The organism is Aureispira sp. CCB-QB1 (genome assembly GCF_000724545.1).
In the GTDB taxonomy this organism is placed as follows: Bacteria; Bacteroidota; Bacteroidia; order Chitinophagales; family Saprospiraceae; genus Aureispira.
Genome location: NZ_JHBV01000031.1, coordinates 45,729 through 64,507, shown reverse-complemented (window position 1 = coordinate 64,507; position 18,779 = coordinate 45,729). Strand labels below are relative to the sequence as shown.

17 protein-coding genes are annotated in these 18,779 nt (G+C 33.4%); all 17 read right to left on the bottom strand.

What is annotated here, in order from left to right; genetic code table 11:
* Window positions 1-5 precede the first annotated feature (5 nt).
* On the bottom strand, window positions 6-1,112 hold the full coding sequence (locus tag CG11_RS16245; RefSeq protein ID WP_052597854.1) for a glycosyltransferase: 1,107 nt from the start codon (window positions 1,110-1,112) through the stop codon (window positions 6-8).
* 3 nt (window positions 1,113-1,115) lie between these two features.
* Complete coding sequence (locus CG11_RS16240) at window positions 1,116-2,204, bottom strand: DegT/DnrJ/EryC1/StrS aminotransferase family protein (protein ID WP_052597852.1); 1,089 nt, start codon at window positions 2,202-2,204, stop codon at window positions 1,116-1,118.
* On the bottom strand, window positions 2,201-2,674 hold the full coding sequence (locus CG11_RS31005) for an acyltransferase (RefSeq protein WP_052597851.1): 474 nt from the start codon (window positions 2,672-2,674) through the stop codon (window positions 2,201-2,203). The genes CG11_RS16240 and CG11_RS31005 overlap by 4 nt, the downstream gene beginning before the upstream one ends.
* Window positions 2,667-3,683 carry a Gfo/Idh/MocA family protein gene (locus CG11_RS16230; protein WP_052597850.1) on the bottom strand — a complete coding sequence of 339 codons (1,017 nt, stop codon included), beginning with the start codon at window positions 3,681-3,683 and terminating at the stop codon, window positions 2,667-2,669. The genes CG11_RS31005 and CG11_RS16230 overlap by 8 nt, the downstream gene beginning before the upstream one ends.
* Window positions 3,680-4,936: a TDP-N-acetylfucosamine:lipid II N-acetylfucosaminyltransferase gene (locus tag CG11_RS16225; RefSeq protein WP_052597848.1), complete on the bottom strand. Its 1,257-nt coding sequence runs from the start codon at window positions 4,934-4,936 to the stop codon at window positions 3,680-3,682. Before CG11_RS16225 ends, CG11_RS16230 begins: the two co-directional genes overlap by 4 nt.
* A complete protein-coding gene (locus CG11_RS16220; RefSeq protein ID WP_052597846.1) occupies window positions 4,933-6,000 on the bottom strand; it encodes a nucleotidyltransferase family protein in 1,068 nt (355 codons plus the stop codon). The genes CG11_RS16225 and CG11_RS16220 overlap by 4 nt, the downstream gene beginning before the upstream one ends.
* 510 nt (window positions 6,001-6,510) lie before the next feature.
* The gene (locus tag CG11_RS16215; RefSeq protein ID WP_052597844.1) at window positions 6,511-7,539 is read right to left on the bottom strand and encodes a GNAT family N-acetyltransferase; all 1,029 of its coding nucleotides are present in this window, start codon (window positions 7,537-7,539) and stop codon (window positions 6,511-6,513) included.
* A complete protein-coding gene (gene purN, locus CG11_RS16210) occupies window positions 7,536-8,102 on the bottom strand; it encodes a phosphoribosylglycinamide formyltransferase (protein ID WP_052597843.1) in 567 nt (188 codons plus the stop codon). The genes CG11_RS16215 and purN overlap by 4 nt, the downstream gene beginning before the upstream one ends.
* Before the next feature lie 4 nt (window positions 8,103-8,106).
* Entirely contained in the window at window positions 8,107-9,246 is a 1,140-nt protein-coding gene (locus CG11_RS16205; protein WP_052597841.1) for a LegC family aminotransferase, read from the bottom strand.
* A gap of 39 nt (window positions 9,247-9,285) precedes the next feature.
* The gene (locus CG11_RS16200) at window positions 9,286-10,257 is read right to left on the bottom strand and encodes an NAD(P)-dependent oxidoreductase (RefSeq protein ID WP_052597840.1); all 972 of its coding nucleotides are present in this window, start codon (window positions 10,255-10,257) and stop codon (window positions 9,286-9,288) included.
* A gap of 62 nt (window positions 10,258-10,319) precedes the next feature.
* Window positions 10,320-11,207, bottom strand: coding sequence for a hypothetical protein (locus tag CG11_RS16195; RefSeq protein WP_052597838.1), 888 nt, complete (start codon window positions 11,205-11,207; stop codon window positions 10,320-10,322).
* A gap of 273 nt (window positions 11,208-11,480) precedes the next feature.
* Window positions 11,481-12,761, bottom strand: a complete 1,281-nt coding sequence (locus tag CG11_RS16190; protein WP_052597837.1) for an ABC transporter ATP-binding protein — start codon at window positions 12,759-12,761, stop codon at window positions 11,481-11,483.
* 75 nt (window positions 12,762-12,836) lie between these two features.
* A complete protein-coding gene (locus CG11_RS16185; protein WP_052597836.1) occupies window positions 12,837-13,679 on the bottom strand; it encodes an ABC transporter permease in 843 nt (280 codons plus the stop codon).
* Between the two features lie 146 nt (window positions 13,680-13,825).
* Window positions 13,826-14,197 carry a fluoride efflux transporter CrcB gene (gene crcB / locus CG11_RS16180; RefSeq protein ID WP_052597834.1) on the bottom strand — a complete coding sequence of 124 codons (372 nt, stop codon included), beginning with the start codon at window positions 14,195-14,197 and terminating at the stop codon, window positions 13,826-13,828.
* Window positions 14,190-15,245 (bottom strand): glycosyltransferase family 4 protein, encoded by a 1,056-nt coding sequence (locus CG11_RS16175; RefSeq protein WP_052597833.1) that lies wholly within the window; start codon window positions 15,243-15,245, stop codon window positions 14,190-14,192. Before CG11_RS16175 ends, crcB begins: the two co-directional genes overlap by 8 nt.
* A 128-nt stretch (window positions 15,246-15,373) precedes the next feature.
* Complete coding sequence (locus CG11_RS16170; protein ID WP_052597831.1) at window positions 15,374-16,774, bottom strand: OmpA family protein; 1,401 nt, start codon at window positions 16,772-16,774, stop codon at window positions 15,374-15,376.
* A 319-nt stretch (window positions 16,775-17,093) separates the two neighbouring features.
* On the bottom strand, window positions 17,094-18,653 hold the full coding sequence (locus tag CG11_RS16165; RefSeq protein ID WP_052597830.1) for a glycine--tRNA ligase: 1,560 nt from the start codon (window positions 18,651-18,653) through the stop codon (window positions 17,094-17,096).
* Between the last annotated feature and the right edge of the window lie 126 nt (window positions 18,654-18,779).

Here is an 18,779-nt window from a genome sequence, read left to right as displayed (position 1 = left end):
TAATTTTAAATCGACTCAACAATATCTTGAAATTTTTGCCATTGTTTTTCTTTCGTGTACTGTGTTTGTACCATTTCGTTGCCTGCTTTTGCAATAGACAACCGCTTAGCATCGTCCTTTAACAATGCCTCTACTTTTTGAATGCAATCTTCTATATCGGTATATGTAGAGAAATGAGTTCCCATCTCAAAACCATCTGGGTAAATTCCTATATCTGACAACATGTGCGCCCCACATCCCAGTACTTCAAAGTTACGCATATTTACTTTATACTCCTTACTAAAATCAACTCCTGCATTAAAAACAATTTTACTTTGGCTAATTTTTTTATAAATATCCAATCCAAAAATAGGTGCTCCTGATAATTGGCGAACCATTTCAGATGGATGCGTTATTTTTTGCCAAAAACGGCGAATATACGGAATGTTAACAACAGGTTCTTTTTCAACTCTATATTGTAATAAAATCTCAATATTCAAATCCGATTGTTGCTTAAACTCTAACAAACGATCCAATTGCTTGTTTCTTGTTTTAAAAATAGACCGAGCATATTGCCCATAAAAAAACAAATCTATAGGACGTTCCGTATTTTTAGCATAAGAGTCCATTAAAGGATCATAAGCAGGTTGAAATAGGTCACTTCTAAATCCTACTTTTGATATTGGCTGAACATCCAAAGGAACATTAGTTAGTCTAGTTTTGTATAACTTAAACAACTCGTTATCAAAAAAAGGAGACGCAGACCAACAAATACGAAGAATAGAAGGCGCCAAATTGTTGTCCAACTCTTCTTTATTAAAAAAAGTAGGCGACATATTATAAAACACATCTGGTTGATAAGTCTCTATTTGAGCATATAGTATTTTTTTTAAATTCGTTTCATTCCAACCATTTTCTCTAGCCCACTTCAATTGCAATGCTTCATAATCCCACAACGTATAAAAGACCTCCTCAGAAAAATCTAAAGCAGGCTTTAGAATATGCAAGGTATAAAAACGATCTGCAATTAAAGTTTGCAAATGTTCTTTAAAAGACATTTGAGAAGTATCATACTTCTGCTCAAAATAAGGAATGTATGGAGCGTATTTATGTAGTGCTTGAAAGACTTTCATGAATTACTTCAATATTGTTTGTGTCACTTTTTCGATCGCCTCTGCGCTTAACTCTGCAAACATAGGTAATGAAATAATTTCTTGGGTTACTTGATGCGCTACAGGAAAATCTTCTGCCGTATACTTTCTATTTTTATAACAATCTAAGAAAGGTAAAGCCGTAGGGTAGTGAATAGAAATACCGATATTTTCTGCCTTTAGCGTACGCATCAAAGCTGCTCTATTCTTAGAACGAATAACATATAGATGAAATACGTGCTTACCATTTTCTATAACACGAGGTGTCACAACATCACTATTTTTTAGTAAGGCATCATAACGCTTGGCATTTGCAATACGAGCATCTGTCCACTCATCTAAATAGTTTAATTTGACCGATAAAACTGCTGCTTGAATACCATCCATTCGACTATTTCTACCTTCCATCAAATGGTTGTGTTTACCTTCTTGTCCATGATTAGCAATCATTCTTGCTATTCGTGCAATTTCTGGGTCATTTGTAATCATACCTCCCGAATCGCCATAAGCACCCAGATTTTTTCCAGGATAGAAACTAAAAGAAGCACAATCCCCAAAAGTCCCGATCTTTTGACCATCAAATGTAGCACTATGTGCTTGTGCACAATCTTCCAACACCTTTAGATTATGTTTTTGAGCAATTGCCATCAAACGAGGCATATCGACAGGTTGTCCATAAATATGAACAGGAATAATTGCCTTGGTTTTAGCCGTTATTTTTTCCTCTATCAAATCCAAATCAATGGTATAATAATCAGGATCTATATCTACAAATATAGGTGTTGCTCCCACAGTAGATACAGCCTCAGAAGTCGAAATCCAAGATAGTGCGGGTACCAAAACTTCGTCACCAGCTCCTACTCCCATTGCTTGAAGTAAAATCTCTAGTGAGTCTGTTCCATTTGCGCAAGCAATACAATGTTTTACGCCATGAAAATCTGCAAATTCCTTTTCAAATTTAGCAGCATAACTACCTCCAATAAATGCAGTTTGATTAATTACACTTTGGATAGCCTCATCAATCTCTTTTTGAATGCTGAGATATTGAGCTTTTAGATCTACAAATGGTATCATAATTTTCGCAATAATTTAGCGGGATTCCCTACATAAATCCCTTTAATATTTATATCTTTTGTTACAACTGCTCCTGCTCCAATTACTGTTCCATCACAGATATTGACAGGTAAAATAGTGGCATTAGAACCAATAGAAACCCCATTTCCTATACTCGTTGATTTCCACTTAGAGGTATCTCCCATAGCAGGACCGCCCTCTTCAAACAAATCATTGATAAACATAACTCCATGTCCAATAAAACAGTCGTCTCCAATAGTAACTAATTCGCAAACAAAAGTATGCGACTGAATTTTAGTTCGTTGCCCTATTTTAACTTGTTTTTGAACTTCAACAAACGGACCGACAAAAGAATCATTGCCAATCTCACATTCGTAAATATTGACTGGCTCTACTACCGTAACATTATTTCCAAACGCTACTGCTCGAATCGTTGACTGATATCGCTTATCAGGGTTATCTTTAGCCATTTTTTTCTATTTCATTGTAAATTTTATCAATAATTTCTACTGTCTTTAATCCTTCAAACATATTGGTCGTAATTTGACCATCGTTTAATAGTACATCAACGACATTTTCATAAACCATATCATGGTTAGACATAGATCCTTGATATTGTCCGTAATTATTAGCAGTATTGCCCATAGGCAAGTTATCAATACTAAAATTTTCAATTTTTTGATACTCCAACTCATTTAGGTATTGCCCGCCAATTTTCACAGTTCCTTTATCTCCAAACAAAGTTAGAGAACCTTCCATATTTCCTCCATAACTATTGACAGTATAATTAATTGTTCCGATAGCATTGTTATGAAACTTTAAAATCACTACTCCTGTATCTTCGAATTCTGTAATTCCTTCATGACAATAATTTCCACCAAAAGCCTTCGCATCTTTTACATCGCCAACCAAATAGTATAGTAAATCTACAAAGTGACTAAACTGTGTATACAAGGTGCCTCCATCCAAGTCTTTGGTTCCTTTCCAACTATTTTTATAATAGTCTTCATTTCTATTCCAAAAACAAGATAATTGTACGCTATTTATCTTACCTAACTTTCCTGAATCAATCGCATTTTTGACAGCATTAACAGGTGGGTTATAACGGTTTTGTTTGATTACAAACAACCGTTTATTGGCTTTTTCTGCCGTTTTAATCATTTCGCCACAATCATAAACAGAAATAGCCATTGGTTTTTCGCACAAAACATGTTTTCCTGCTTTCAAAGAAAGAATGGAATGATTGGCATGCAAACCATTAGGAGAGCAAATAGACACGATATCAATGTCTTCATTCTCCAATAAAGCCTCAATTGTATAAAAGGCTTTAGCCCCGTACTCAGCCCCTAATTGATCTGCTTTTGCTGCAACAATATCACATACGGCTACCAATTCAGAGCCTTGCGTATTTTTAATGTGTTTTGCATGACGTTGAGCAATTCTTCCACAGCCGACAATGGCAAATTTTAAGTTATTCATAATTGATATAGTTCCTTGTAGATATCGCACCATTTAGGTACTGTATAATTATTAGATGTCAATTTATAGATTTTTTCCTTATTATGTCTGATGTTTGGATTGAGATCTCCTACTAAAACTTGATATAAGGCTTTATTAATATCTGAAATTTTCTCTACCTCTAAATAATTAATTCCTGATCGTTTTATCATTTCATAAGGTAGCCAACTTCCTACTATATTTATTTTATTTAGATATAATGTTTCAACCATTGTTGCATTAAAAGCATCAGATTCCCTTATGTTAATAAAAACGTCTATTAAGTTATATAGGTAAGCAACTTCATCATCTGTCAAATATTCAACAATATGAGTAGAGGAATATTCTGTTTTATTTATAAGGTTTTCAATAGCTTTAAAATATTCTTTGTCATTATTATTATAAGTCATGGGTATTACTAAGTGAAACTTATCTCTCCACTCCTCGCTTTTCTTATTCAACTCTTCTAATATTCTATGGTGTCTTGTACTTTTCGCCCCACTATAACCTATGAGCAACTTTATCTTATTTTCAGGAATTTGCCACTTTTGGGCGTACTCTTTTAAACCTTTTTTATCTGCTTCTGCTTTAGATATTTTGTTGAATTTAATATCCTCTAAACCAAAGTAATTCAATCGAACTTTATCCAAATATTTACGACCATATTTGGATAATAATATCTCCCTCATTTGCAAAGAATGAACAACAAGTCTATCCGCTCGATCTATCAATCTTAGCTGTTCTTCATATAGTTCTACTCCTGCTGTACACATTAAATCACTTCCCCAAAATGTTAACACAACTTTATTATTGGCATTAAGATATTGTAAATATTTAGTAGAAGTTCTATCTATATATTGAAAATTTATAATATCAAATCGTTGAAAAGTATTTTTATAAAATTCATCATTTAATACTTCATTGGCTAGATTAATAATAGTCTGCTTTAGATTCAAGTATATTTTATAGTTGAAAACATTCTTTTGTTTTATAAAAAAAGACAAACAGTGTTTGATAAAATTATACGAGAATAATACTTTATATAATTTCTTTTTAGTCCATGTAGGTTTTTCTATTACTTCATCAAATACTATCTTATCTTCGTCTCTAATTTGGGTACCTGGTCGATTGAGTCCTAATACACCAATTTCACTCATAGGAAGAATTTGTTTTACTCTTCGTGTATAGGGGGCTATAAGGTTAAAACTAATATGCCCCGCTAATAATATTTTCATTTAAGTTTTTTTTTAAATATGTCTTGAGTTTTGCTATATTCGTCCCAATTTCCAATGTCCATCCACGCTCCTTCACTAATAGGAAAAACACCTATTTTCCCATTTCTTTGCTTTATTTTCTCAAATAAATCAGTAATATCGAAATATTTCTTGCTAGGTATTTCTTGCAATAGATGGGGTTCTAGAATATACATCCCTGTATTCACAAAGAAAGTTAAATCTGGTTTTTCTTTTACAGCTTCAAGTTTTCCATTTTCACTTACTTCTAGTATGCCATAAGGAATTTTATAATTTTTAAGTGCAGCAACAATAGTTAATTCGTAGTTATGCTTTTTATGGAAAGTATATATTTCTGTATAATCTTGATCAATTAATATATCACAATTACTAACAAAGAAACTACTATTAATTTTGCCTTTCAACATCGACAAACTTCCTGCTGTCCCCAAAGGGAAAGCTTCTTGAAAGTATTCAATTGTATAATTTCTGTCCAACTCTGAAAAGTATTGTTCAATCATTTTAGCTTTATAATTCACAGAACAATAAAATTCCATACATCCTAAACTATTAAAACTATTAATAATCAGCTCCATAATAGCTCTTTCTCCAATAGGGACCAATGGCTTGGGAATAATATTAGTAAGAGGCTTTAACCTCGTACCTTGACCGCCTGCCATAATGACAACAGGTACATTTAGTTCTTTCTTTATTTGTTTTTGTTCTGCTATTAAATCCTCCCAAAAATAAACATCAATTAACTCATTATCCTTATTTACCAAGGGTATAAATTCACATCTTAACTCTAGCATATTCTGCTTTATGCTTTCTATGGACTCCCCTTCTTTTGAAACTTTAACTGACGTTCTTAAAACTTGTGACACGCAAACATTCAACTCTCCCCCCTTTATAATTGCTCTTTGAATATCACCAATACTTAATAAAGACTTAAATTTATTATCCTCTGTTATGATCAACAATTTTCGGTCAATACTATCCATTTTTAGCAAAGCCTCTAAAATGGTGGCATTTATATCTAGTTCTAATTCTTTTATTTTTTGCTTCATAACTACAAGGCTATTATATATTATAACAAATTAACACATATCAAAAAAGAGTATAAACTACTGATTGAGTAGAATTATCTAAATTTAATATTTGAAACTTTATGATTAATTCTCGAATAAGGCTTTTATCTAACTTATGCTGGTATATTGATTTATATTTAGCTTCTCTACTATAGTAGTTCGTTGATTATTTTATGAGCAGCTCTTTTGTACTACTAGTACAAGCCTACTCGGCTATTGCTTAGTTGTTTACTTTTTTAGCTCGGTTTGTTACTCCCTACGGTTGTGAGCTCGCTATACTCGGTTCGCTCGTGAAGGTGCAAGCTCAGTTAGCAAAAAGAAAAACTCATACCAAATTGACAACCAAAAACTTATGCAAAGCCACAAATTCACAACTTGTTAATTGTCAACGGCGAAGTCCTCATGTAATACCACGTAGTAGCAGTGCAGCTAACTATTGTTATTAAAAAGTTTTATAAAAACAGTTTAAACTAGCCAATCTGTATCTATTCAGTCTCGATAGCACAGAACTTTATTTGAAGGAGTAGATGATTTATTATTTTTCCAAATTTGAATTACTTCATCATAAATAATTGGATTATGTACTTTCTTACCAATATAAAATGATTGGATTCTTTTACTAAAGTTTAATTTAAACTTGTACAAAGGGTCTTTCTCTCCACCATTTCCACCACCAAAATGAAACGAACGGCAACCATTTATTCTTGCATATTTAATAGCTTCATATAATAATAGATTATTTGATGCTAATCTTGAATAGTTTCGGTCTCTAGCAGATAAATGATAATGTGCAAATGCTCCATATTCAAAAACCAAAATAGAACCAATAAGTATATTATCAAGAGTTGCTTGATATATCCAAGCACCTTCTATAGTTTCTAATATTTGTAAAAAATAACTCTCCTTAAAAAAATAAAAATCAGCAGCATTCAAATCTACCATGGTTTTATTATACAATTCAAAAAAAGCTTTAAAGGCTTCTTTTGTTCTTTTTCTTGTAACAATGACGCCTTCCTTAATAGCCTTTCGAATCATATTACGGTTTTTACTTGAAAATTCTTTTTTCCAAATATCATCAGGCGATTGCTCTAAATCCAGCAGCACAGTATTTCTATCATACAAAACTTCCATATTCTCTTTCGAAAAAGTATGGTTATTTGTCATTGGATTGAAACGAGTGAACTCTGCTATAATGTTTTTTTCGCAGCAATACTTCTCGAAACTTGCATAAAAAGCATTTTTAAAACTATCATTCTCATTGTTAAAAAGCACGCCATTGTAACCATAGCATCCTTCTATATCAAATGCGTTAGAGACAAACGGTACTTCTTTCAATAAATAAGGATACATTGCAATTTTCTCTCCTTGCTCAAAGATAAAACAATAAGCTTTGCCATCTCCATTATTCTCATATAGTCTATAATATGCTGGAGTATAGTAAATATCCTGAACCTCTCTAGGCAATTTTTGTAAATAACTTAACCATACTCCCTCATCCTCTAGACTTATTATTTTCATACAAAAAATTCATTAATTGATTCTAAACTAAGGATTGTCCCTGCTTCAAATATTTTTTTGTCTAACGATTCAAAATTATCATCAGGCTCTATAATTACAGCCTTTTGTTTTGTAATAGTGCCTCCATCTATGCTTCCATCAACCCAATGAGTTGTAATTCCAGTAATTTTTACACCATAATCTAATGCTTGATCTATTGCTCTAAGCCCCTTAAAGCTTGGCAATAGAGATGGATGAATATTCATTACTTTTTGTTTAAAATTTGTAATAAATTCTTCAGATAAAATTAACATCCAACCTGCTAAAAAAATATACTCTATATTGTTTCTTTTTAGTACTTCAAGTAAGCTCGCTTCATATTCTGCCTTAGATAAGCCACTTTTTTTAGGCATGATAGCAGTCTTAATGTGATATTTTTTCGCAATATTTAAGGCTTCCGACTTAGGGTTATTACTTATAACTAAATGTAAATCAGGTCTTATAAGCCCTTGTTCATTTTTTTCTATAATATCAATGGCTCCACGACCATACCCTGAAATAAATATAGCAAATTTCTTTTTCATAATATTATATAATTACACTACTAGGAATATTAACAATGCGACTTGCCAAGTACTCTGCGTTAGGAATAGGCACATCCAACGAATCTTGATACATTGGCAAAGTTGTCATCAAGTCCCATATAGGGCGCGTCATTACTCCATTTTTATTTGTTGCCTCTAAGAAAGCTGTTTTTTGATGCTCATCTTTCAATAGCAGAGTATTCAACCAAAAATTAGCCGTTGTTCCCTCTTGTTCCCATTTAAATATAATTTCTTGTTTTTCAAAGAACATCTTATAGGCAGTTGCCAAGGTTCTTTTCTTCTCTAAGAACTGAGGTAGGCACTCTAATTGTGCACAAATCAAGGCAGCATTTATATTAGGCATTCGATAGTTAAACCCTAATTCCTCGTGTCGGTAAGCCCAAGGATGTGGTTGTTTTGCTGTTGTAGTTAGGTGTTTTATTTTTTTTCCCAATTCGATGTCATCTGTTACCACACATCCACCACCACCAGCTGTTACAATTTTGTTTCCGTTAAAGCTAAAAACTCCTAATTTACCAAAAGTTCCAGTATGTTGTTTTCCAACCCAACTTCCCAAGGATTCAGCAGCATCTTCCACCACAGCAACATTCCATTCTTCACAAATTTCAACAATTAATTTTATATCACATGGAAAACCAAAAGTATGCATTGGCACACAAGCCTTTACTATTTCCCCTGTTCTTTTATGTATACAACGCCCTGTTCTTAATTCACAATGCTCCTCAAAAAAAGTCCGCAAACTACTTGACGACATGCCCATCGTTTCTAGATCAACATCTACAAAAAGAGGTGTTGCCCCCGTATACTTTATCGCATTGCAAGTTGCTACAAAAGTCAAAGGTTGTGTAATAACAATATCATGCGTACTTACATCCAATGCGTGCAAAGCAATATGCAAAGCAGCGGTACCATTTGTAGTTGCCACAGCACTCTTTGCCCCTGTAATTGCTTTTATGTCTGCTTCAAACCGATCCACAAACTTACCTACTGAAGAAACAAATGTAGAATCAATGCACTCATTAAGGTATTTTTTTTCATTACCGACAAAAACTGGCGCATGTAGAGGGATGAACTGTTCAGGTTCTTTAAATTGCTTTCTAATAAAATCAACAACTTTTTCCATATTAAATATTATTATATTTATAAACCAAACTTCAAAAGCCTAAGAATTTCTATATTTCATATCATCTACATTATCAAAAAAACCGTTTTCAACAACATATTTTATTTGTTCTACTCCCTGAGGTACTTTTATCGTTATTTCAAAACCCAACTGATTTTTTATCTTATCAAAGTTCACTCGATAGTCTCTAGGATCTTCATTTTTTTGCACGTATTTAATGCTAGCTGTTGGAATTTGTTTCACAATCTCATCAACAATCATTTTTTTGGTATAATTCTGAGTAGTATCACCAACATTAAACACCTCATATGCTACTTTTTCTATATCTGACTCCAACACTAAGACAACTGATCTAGCTAAATCGTAAACATGACAATAAGGTCTCCAAAACTGTTCACCGAAAATTACTAATTCTCTTCCTAATGCTATCTCTTTGGTAAACTCATTTACAGTTAAATCAAATCTAGGACGTTCAGATAATCCATATACCGTTGAAAATCTCAAGGAAGTAGGCTTGCATATATTCTCTTTAGGTTGATTTAATAAAAATTTCTCAGAGCTTACTTTTGTTTCTGCATATAGAGATACAGGCGCTAATTTAGATGTTTCAACTACATAGTCACCCCCCTCCATTTTACCATAGTTACTACAAGTTGATGCAAATACAAATCTTGAAATTCCCATTTCATTACACATGGTATACATTTTCTGGGTGGCATCCAAATTTGTTTCTTTAGCTAAGTCTGGCGTTTTTGCACAAGCAGGATCTCCCACAATTGCAGCAAGATTAACAACTGCATCAACTCCTTCTAGGGCTGCTCTTATGTCTTGTTCGTTTCGAACATCTCCTTTTTGAAACTCAAATTCAGGGTAATTAAATAATTCTATTAAAGATTCTCCTCCAAACATTAAATTATCAAGGACTCTCACATTATAGCCTTTTTTTAATAGAATTCGTACCAATACACTTCCTATATAACCAGCACCACCAGTAACTAATATTTTTTCCATTATTTTATTTTTGATTATGTTCAATATTAATAATACTTTTATTCTAAAAAAGATTGTTTCAATTAACAATATCCATATTCTTTTAAATCATACTGATCAAACTTTTGATTTAAGATAAAATTAGAATATTTGAATTGTTCCAAAATTTGCTTTAGATATGCTTTTTCTTCCTCACTAAAACTTTCACCAAAACGTAAAAAGTTAGAATGTTGTAATTTTATACGATATTTAGTTGTATTGAAATATTTCTTTGAAAATAAATAGTCTAAAGATATTTGTGTCTCGAAAACTTTATTTAAAAATCGCATCCATTTTAGCTGATACCCACTCAAAGATCTATTTAAAGCCACTTCTGTTCGTGGAATTGCCTGAAATGTTTCATCTGAGAAATCATTTAACGATGCCAAAAATTTATCTTCTTTTATTTTTAACAATTCATGAGGTAGCACAAGAATATTCTCTTCGCCAAATACCTCTGCATATACCTTATAGGTAGCTAAGTAATCTAATGTATTTATATCAAATCTTGGTTTATCTAAATTCTTCTGACCAAGCCAATCCATTATTTTAATTGTTCCTCCTGAGGCTATCCATTGAGCGTAATATGACTTTAAAAATTCATCTTGTTTTCGTATAGTTATTAGTATTTTCACTTTTTTATCTCCAAAAACTTTTTTCAAACGCCAAGGTACGATATCAATTAAAATTGACCCATCTTTGATAGGTCCTATAAAACTCTCAAAAGAAATAAAATAATCTCCTTCGGAGTATTTTGTTTGTAATTGATTATAATTTATAGATCGGTCAGCCTTCCAAGCAATATCTATCAAGTTATGTTCTATCATTTCGGGATGACCATGAAAAGAGTGCTTAGAGCATTGAGGAAATATAGATTTTTGTAAGAAAGAAGTTCCAGTTCTATGATAACCTATATGTATAATTGTTGCCATTTAAATGTTTTGTATTTTTCATTTCATTATATATACTTAAGTATTCAATCAAAAAAATTATATAAACCACGCAATAATAGCATAACTAAACAACCTTCTTCTGCGCTCTTCATCGAAAAGACTTGCCTTAACCCGCTACAAAATAGCACTAGAAATAAAGCTACACTTTTTTGCTATCCCTTTGGTACATCGTACCAAGCTCTCAAAGTTCACTGTGATCATCAATTAGCAGTAAAAAACAAGCCGATTTTTTAGCTTTATTTTTTTACTTAATTACATAACAAACTGAGCATCAATAATAGCACAATTTCGACGTCGATTAATAATGCCTGATTGGTAATAATCTGATGGCTCAACTTCAAGTACTATTGCTTTTTCCATAACATCAATCAAATCCTCCATTTGTGTTCCTCGATTCGAGATCAAATATTTGATATAGTAAGTTCCTCCTGTCAATTTTAAGCTAGGATACTCTATTTCAAAATAACCACGTTCCATGTCTAATTTAACTATTTCTCCTGTTTCTTGGGTAGAATGAGCCGCTAATAAATTCTCATTTTTATCCCATATGGTAATTCCTATTATTGGGTGCTCGATGCTCTCTTTTTTTACATAAAAAAAACGTAATTTTAAATAATCTCCTGATGCAATAATAGAAGATGGTTGATTATCTTTTCGTAAACATTGAATATCAGTAATCCGTAGTTTTCCATTCCCAAGACGATCAGTTCTACTTTCCAAGCTTAATTTGCTTAGTTTTTTTTCTTTTGTCAAATAATAACTAATACTTTCTTCTGTTCCTCCCTGAAAATCAATTTGTCCATTTTCTAATACGATAGCTTCATTACATAAATTTCGAACACTTGCCATGTTATGACTCACAAATAATACGGTTCTTCCTCCTCCTTGGCTTACTTCTTTCATTTTGCCAATAGCTCTCTTTTGAAACTCTGCATCACCAACAGCCAAAACTTCATCTACGATTAATATTTCAGGCTCCAAAAATGCTGCTACAGCAAAACCAAGGCGTACACGCATTCCAGAAGAATATCGCTTAACAGGAGTATCTACATATAAAGCACAACCTGCAAAATTAACAATCTCATCAAATTTTCTAGAAATCTCTTGTTTAGTCATTCCCATAATAGCTCCATTCAAGTAGATATTTTCTCTTGCTGTCATTTCTGGGTGCATTCCTGTTCCAACTTCTAAAAGAGACGCTATTCTACCTTTTATTTTCACAGAACCTATTGTTGGAGAGGTTATCCTTGATATTAGTTTGAGCAATGTAGACTTACCAGCCCCATTCTTCCCTATTATCCCTAATACACTACCTTCTTTTACCTGAAAATTAATATCTTTAAGAGCCCAAACATAATCCGATTCAGCTTTTTGGGTTCGGTCATTTATCTGCCCGACTAAACTAAAAGGATCCTCTTTGCCTCTTATTTGAGCCCACCAACGTTTTAGATCATTTGATAGTGTTCCTGTACCTATTTCACCAATACGGTATTGTTTAGATAAGTTTTCAACACTTAATACTATATTTGACATATATGAATTTATTATGTAATATTTTTCTAAAAATCCACCTAAATGAGTGCCCACTATATTATGCTCAACAACCAATTAAACTGTGTCTACAAAGTTTCGTTCTGTTTTGTTAAAAATTAAGATACCTACAATTAATACTATAATTGTAAATAGTGTAGAATAACCTAAACCATAAAAAGATAAGCTTCCTTCGCCTAAAAAACTATATTTAAAGGCTTCAACAATATGAGCTAAAGGATTTAAACTAATAAGCATCGTCAAATTACCTTTAATTAAACTCATAGGGTAAATAATTGGTGTTGCATACAAGAGCAATTGTACTCCAAATTGTATTAAAAATTGTAAATCACGATACTTCGTAGTAAGAGAGGTAAAAATCAACCCCAATCCTAGCCCTAGGCAAGCCATTAGCATCATTAAGAAGGGAACTAATAGAATACTTAAAGATACAGATACAGTAACCCCTTTGATAATGAAATAAACATAAACGATAAAGAAAAGGGTGAATTGAACAAAAAATTTAATTAATCCTGAAACTACCTTAGATAGTGGCATTACCAGCCTAGGAAAATAAACTTTTCCAAACATATTTTGATTAACAGAAAAGGTACTAGATGTCTGTATAAAGCACTCTGAAAAATAATTCCATATAATAATTCCTGATAGATAAAACAATGGTTTAGGAATTCCATCTGTGGAAATTCCTGCAATCCCGCCAAAAACAACAATGTACACTAACATTGTCATAATTGGCTGCACAAAAAACCATATAGGTCCTAAAATAGTTTGTTTATATACCGTTACTACATCCCTCTTAACAAACATTGTTAATAGGTCTCTATACTGCCAAATTTCTTTTAGGTTAAGACTCAACAATTTTTGTTGTGGCTTTATAATTAAATCCCACTCTTCTTTCATGTTAAATACAACTATTTAGCAATGAATCAAACATTAGACATGTTACCAACATTTGGTTAAAAAATTCAAAGATAGCTATTGCTTTTGTAATATCCTTAAATTGTTAGAATTATATTCAGACTACAAAAACAAGCTACGTACATTATTTATTTATCCATATTTCCCATCCATATACCTAAAAAGACAGCCAAAACACCCAAGACCAAACTCAATATTAAGTATACGACAGCCCATACTGTTAAACCACCTTGACCAAGTTCTAAGGTTTCTTTAGAAAAGGTACTAAAGGTGCTAAAACCACCACAAAAACCAGTTCCAAGCAATAATTTCCAATGATCTGATAAGTTGTCTCGAGTCAAATGATCGGTAAGGTATCCCAAAACAAAACAAGCACTAACATTAGCAATTAAAGTAGCTATAGGAAAAGAGGCACTGGGTGCTGGGAAAATCAGCCCTACACAATAACGACACAAACTTCCTAGTCCCCCTCCGACAAAAACAGCTAGAGCATTAAACATATCCTTCCGTTTTCTTTTTTTTTCGCAAGGCATACTCTACTATACCTGTTAAAATCGTTCCCATCAGAATGACAACTCCAAATAAAGGCAATGTGCCAATCCATTGTAACTGAAATACAACAGCTATAAAAATTAAGTTGACTATTCCCAAAATAGCTGTTCCTTGAAGGTGGCTACACCCCAAATCTAATAACAAATGATGGATATGTGTACGATCTGGACTAAAGGGAGACTTACCTTTTAAGATACGTAGCGTAAAAACTCGTAAAGTATCAAATAATGGAATAATCAAAATCCCTACAGTTACGGCAGGAACCGAACTAACACTTTGCTCATTCACATAGGTAATATTGGATTGGATAAATGAAATGGCGAGAATTGCTGCTGTTAAACCAATTAATAATGATCCTGTATCTCCCATGAATATTTCTGCTGCTAAGTTGTACCGCAAAAAAGCCAACAAAGCTCCTGCTAATGCAGCTGCAATAATAGCTAAATCTGGGCGATTCATACAATAGAACCAATATCCAAAAGTACCACAGATAATACAACCTATTGTTCCTGACAATGCATTAATTCCATCTATTAAATTAAAGGCATTGATGATGACTATAATTGTAAATATGGTTAATGGAATACCTATAAAATCAGGAATAGCATGAATACCAAAAATCCCATACAAACTCGTCAATTGTATTTTGGCAAAATAAACTAATAAGAAAGCAGCAAATATCTGCCCTGCAAACTTTTTGGAGGGCGTTAGTGGAATAATATCGTCTTTTGCTCCTATTAGAAAAATGACGATAAATGCGCATAGTATATATTGCAAATGAGAGGGCTGCTCATGAAAAGGCACCCAAAAAGTTGTCGAAAAAATGAGTCCTGCAAAAATACCTAAGCCGCCTAAGGTAGGTACACTCTTGGAATGCGAACGCCGTTCTCCCGGTTCATCTACCAAGTTTTTCTCTACTGCTACCTTGATGATAGAAGGTATAGCAAAATAAGTTATTAAAAAGGCAGTTAAAAAAGCTGGAATTATATCATACATCCTTTATCTCACGCTTTTGTGATCATTAATATCGGGGAGAATTCAAAGCTAACAAAAAAAAAGGAGATGCAAGACATTCTGAGTTTGCATCTCCTAGACTTTTGCACATATATATGCTAGATATATTATTATTTACGAACTACTTGTATTTCTGCACGTCTATTGCGCTGTTTTCCTTCATCGGTCGCATTGCTAGACAAAGGATATTTTTCGCCATAAGCATTGTACTTCAAACGTCGATCGCTAATTCCTTGTCCCATAATGTATTTTAAGACAGATTTAGCCCTTCTTTCAGACAATTTGTAGTTGTAATTTTCACTTCCATCACTATCGGCATAGCCACCAACTTGTAATTCTAGTTTAGCACATTTTTGCATAGCATCAACTACTCTATTCAACTGGCGCAAAGAACTGTTGTCCGCTTTGGCTGCATCATAGTCAAAGTAAATAGCTGCCGTCAAAGTTTGTAGATTAATTCGATTACAATCTGCTGCTTCTGCTGGCGTTAATGGTTTTGCATTTTTGGGGTTATAATCATAAATATTATCATTCAAATCATTTCCATTGCCCGAATTTGGATTGCCTCCACCAGAATAACTATCAGTATTGTCAGTGCCAAATTGAATGCCATTTTTTTGCTGATTAGGTAGTGAACCCGAACCAATCTTAATGCCACCACCCGATGTTGCATTGTTCACTTTTTTCTTGCTCAACAAGCCATCTGGGCTAAATACATAACCTTCTTCATCGATACGCACAACACCTTCGTTTGCATCTCGGATGTATCCTTTTCGGTCAATAAAGAACTCTTTAGTATCGGTAATAAAAGAACCACTTTGGTCAACAATATCACCAGAAACGACATCCACACGCATATCATTACGATCGTATAATTTGCCGTCATAACTCTTATAATAGCCTTTTTCTGCTATGCCATTTACTTTTGCTGGGTGACCATTTCTTTCTGCGATTTCCATCATATCTCCGATTGCCAAAGGACAACCATTATACTCAGAAATTCCAAACAAATCAGGACAAGCGTCCAATTCATCTTTGATACCATCACCATCACCATCGGGGCAACCATTGGCTGTAAACAGTCCTCTTACTTCAGGACATTCGTCATCTTCATTTTTTACACCATCACCGTCAACATCCGAAGGGTCTATATCTGGGCAACCTGTTTCACGCTCTCCGTAAGCGTCGGGACATTCATCATCTGGATCAATAATCCCATCATAATCTCTATCCAAACATCCTAATAGATTTGCATAGCCTTTGTCGTCTGGACAGCGATCTTCAGAATCTTGGATACCATCACCATCAGCATCTGGGCAACCAAATGTTCGAGCTGTACCATAAATATAAGGACACTGGTCCACATCATTCGGTACACCATCATAATCATCATCGGGTGCTTTTTTTTCTGTAGTTGCTACCGTATCATTTTTTGTCGTTCCAGCAGTAGAACCACAGGCAACCAAAACAAAAAAGCTAGTGATGTAAATAAATAATACATGTAATTTCATGGTAACTATGTTGGATTGATTTATGATTGCTAAATAGATCGTTAGAATGTAATTTACGAATTTTATTTATTGTTAAGAGGTACTTTATATTTCCTAAAAAATTAATTCTCAATTAAGAGAAATCAAAGATAATTATAAATACTTCTGAGTAATAACAACAAGATAGTGTTTCTATAAATTTAACGATAAAAACGTCAAAGAGTTATTCTTTTTTGTTTTTTATTTGGGTAAAATCATTAAAACACCACCTACAAAAGTACTATTTTAAAATGACTTTACCCTATAAAAAGCTACAAAACAAAGTTTTAAGCTTTATTTTTTATAATTGTTTTAACAAATTACGCATATCAATACGCTCCCCAACAATTTTCTCCACTTCACTCACTGCTATTCGCTCTTGTTTCATACTATCACGCTCACGAATTGTTACCGTATTATCTTCTACTGTCTGCTCATCAATTGTAATACAGTAAGGTGTTCCTAATTCATCTTGACGACGATAACGACGTCCTATTGTATCTTTCTCATCGTATTGACACTCAAACGAGTATTTAATTTCATTAAAAATCGCTCTTGCTTTTGTTGTTAATGCTTCATTTGATTTCACCACTGGCAAAACGGCACACTTAATAGGTGCAATAGCAGGGTGCAATCTCAAGACCACACGATCCTTCAAATTTCCATTCGCATCAGGTACTTGATCTACTTGATAAGCATTACTCATCATAGCCAAAAACATTCGATCACACCCAATTGAAGTTTCAATTACATAAGGAACGTAACTTTCTTTCAACTCTGGATCAAAATATTGCAACTTTTTACCAGAATGTTCTTGGTGGGCATTCAAATCAAAATCTGTACGAGAATGGATTCCTTCTAGCTCTTTGAATCCAAACGGAAATTGAAACTCAATATCTAAAGCAGCATCTGCATAATGTGCCAATGTTTCGTGGTCGTGATAACGCAATTTATCCTCATTCGTTCCCAAAGCCATATGCCATTTCATACGAGCCTCTTTCCAATATTGATAAAACTCTTGTTGTTGCCCTGGACGCACAAAAAATTGCATCTCCATTTGTTCAAACTCACGCATACGGAAGATAAACTGACGTGCCACAATTTCATTTCGAAATGCTTTTCCTATTTGAGCAATTCCAAATGGAATTTTCTGACGAGACGTATTCAACACATTCAAGAAATTAACAAAAATCCCTTGAGCCGTCTCTGGACGTAGGTATAATTTATCATCACTCGTTGCTCCTCCTCCTTGCGTAGAAAACATCAAGTTAAACTGTCTTACATCGGTCCAGTTTCTAGAACCAGAAACAGGGCAAGCAATGTCCAAGTCTACTATTAGTTGACGAACATCTGCCAAATCTCCTGAATTTAAAGCGGTGTTCATTCGATTCAAGATTTCATCAATTTTCTTTTGACGTTCAAGGATTCGCCCATTCGTTGCTAAAAACTCTGCCTTATTAAAAGCATCTCCAAAACGCTTGGCAGCTTTTTCAACATCTTTGTTTATCTTCTTTTGAATCTTGTTCTCTATATAGTCCTCAATAAGAGTATCGGCACGGTAACGCTTCTTAGAATCTTTATTATCTATCAAAGGATCACTAAATGCATCTACATGCCCTGAAGCTTTCCATACTGTAGGCTCCATAAAGATAGCAGCGTCTAAGCCTACGATATTTTCATGCATTTGTACCATGGATTTCCACCAGTACTGCTTGATATTGTTTTTTAACAAAATACCATAAGGACCATAATCATACACTGCACTCAAGCCGCCATAGATCTCACTAGATTGATAAATAAATCCTAGTTTTTTACAATGCGAGACAACGTCTTGAAATGAGGTATTCTGTTCTTTAGTCATAATGTGATGCTCTAGTTTTAAACAACTTATATTGGCACTAATTTGCTTAATGCCCTACCCGAAAATTATTTTTTTCTTGTAGCAATTAAGTTATTATTAATGAATGATTCTATTTAATTCTAGCCT

What these genes read in the sequence shown, in the direction of transcription:
- CG11_RS16245 (WP_052597854.1), bottom strand. Translation starts at nt 1,112, where the DNA reads ATGAAAGTCTTTCAAGCACTACATAAATACGCTCCATACATTCCTTAT.
- CG11_RS16240 (WP_052597852.1), bottom strand. Translation starts at nt 2,204, where the DNA reads ATGATACCATTTGTAGATCTAAAAGCTCAATATCTCAGCATTCAAAAA.
- CG11_RS31005 (WP_052597851.1), bottom strand. Translation starts at nt 2,674, where the DNA reads ATGGCTAAAGATAACCCTGATAAGCGATATCAGTCAACGATTCGAGCA.
- CG11_RS16230 (WP_052597850.1), bottom strand. Translation starts at nt 3,683, where the DNA reads ATGAATAACTTAAAATTTGCCATTGTCGGCTGTGGAAGAATTGCTCAA.
- CG11_RS16225 (WP_052597848.1), bottom strand. Translation starts at nt 4,936, where the DNA reads ATGAAAATATTATTAGCGGGGCATATTAGTTTTAACCTTATAGCCCCC.
- CG11_RS16220 (WP_052597846.1), bottom strand. Translation starts at nt 6,000, where the DNA reads ATGAAGCAAAAAATAAAAGAATTAGAACTAGATATAAATGCCACCATT.
- CG11_RS16215 (WP_052597844.1), bottom strand. Translation starts at nt 7,539, where the DNA reads ATGAAAATAATAAGTCTAGAGGATGAGGGAGTATGGTTAAGTTATTTA.
- purN (WP_052597843.1), bottom strand. Translation starts at nt 8,102, where the DNA reads ATGAAAAAGAAATTTGCTATATTTATTTCAGGGTATGGTCGTGGAGCC.
- CG11_RS16205 (WP_052597841.1), bottom strand. Translation starts at nt 9,246, where the DNA reads ATGGAAAAAGTTGTTGATTTTATTAGAAAGCAATTTAAAGAACCTGAA.
- CG11_RS16200 (WP_052597840.1), bottom strand. Translation starts at nt 10,257, where the DNA reads ATGGAAAAAATATTAGTTACTGGTGGTGCTGGTTATATAGGAAGTGTA.
- CG11_RS16195 (WP_052597838.1), bottom strand. Translation starts at nt 11,207, where the DNA reads ATGGCAACAATTATACATATAGGTTATCATAGAACTGGAACTTCTTTC.
- CG11_RS16190 (WP_052597837.1), bottom strand. Translation starts at nt 12,761, where the DNA reads ATGTCAAATATAGTATTAAGTGTTGAAAACTTATCTAAACAATACCGT.
- CG11_RS16185 (WP_052597836.1), bottom strand. Translation starts at nt 13,679, where the DNA reads ATGAAAGAAGAGTGGGATTTAATTATAAAGCCACAACAAAAATTGTTG.
- crcB (WP_052597834.1), bottom strand. Translation starts at nt 14,197, where the DNA reads ATGTTTAATGCTCTAGCTGTTTTTGTCGGAGGGGGACTAGGAAGTTTG.
- CG11_RS16175 (WP_052597833.1), bottom strand. Translation starts at nt 15,245, where the DNA reads ATGTATGATATAATTCCAGCTTTTTTAACTGCCTTTTTAATAACTTAT.
- CG11_RS16170 (WP_052597831.1), bottom strand. Translation starts at nt 16,774, where the DNA reads ATGAAATTACATGTATTATTTATTTACATCACTAGCTTTTTTGTTTTG.
- CG11_RS16165 (WP_052597830.1), bottom strand. Translation starts at nt 18,653, where the DNA reads ATGACTAAAGAACAGAATACCTCATTTCAAGACGTTGTCTCGCATTGT.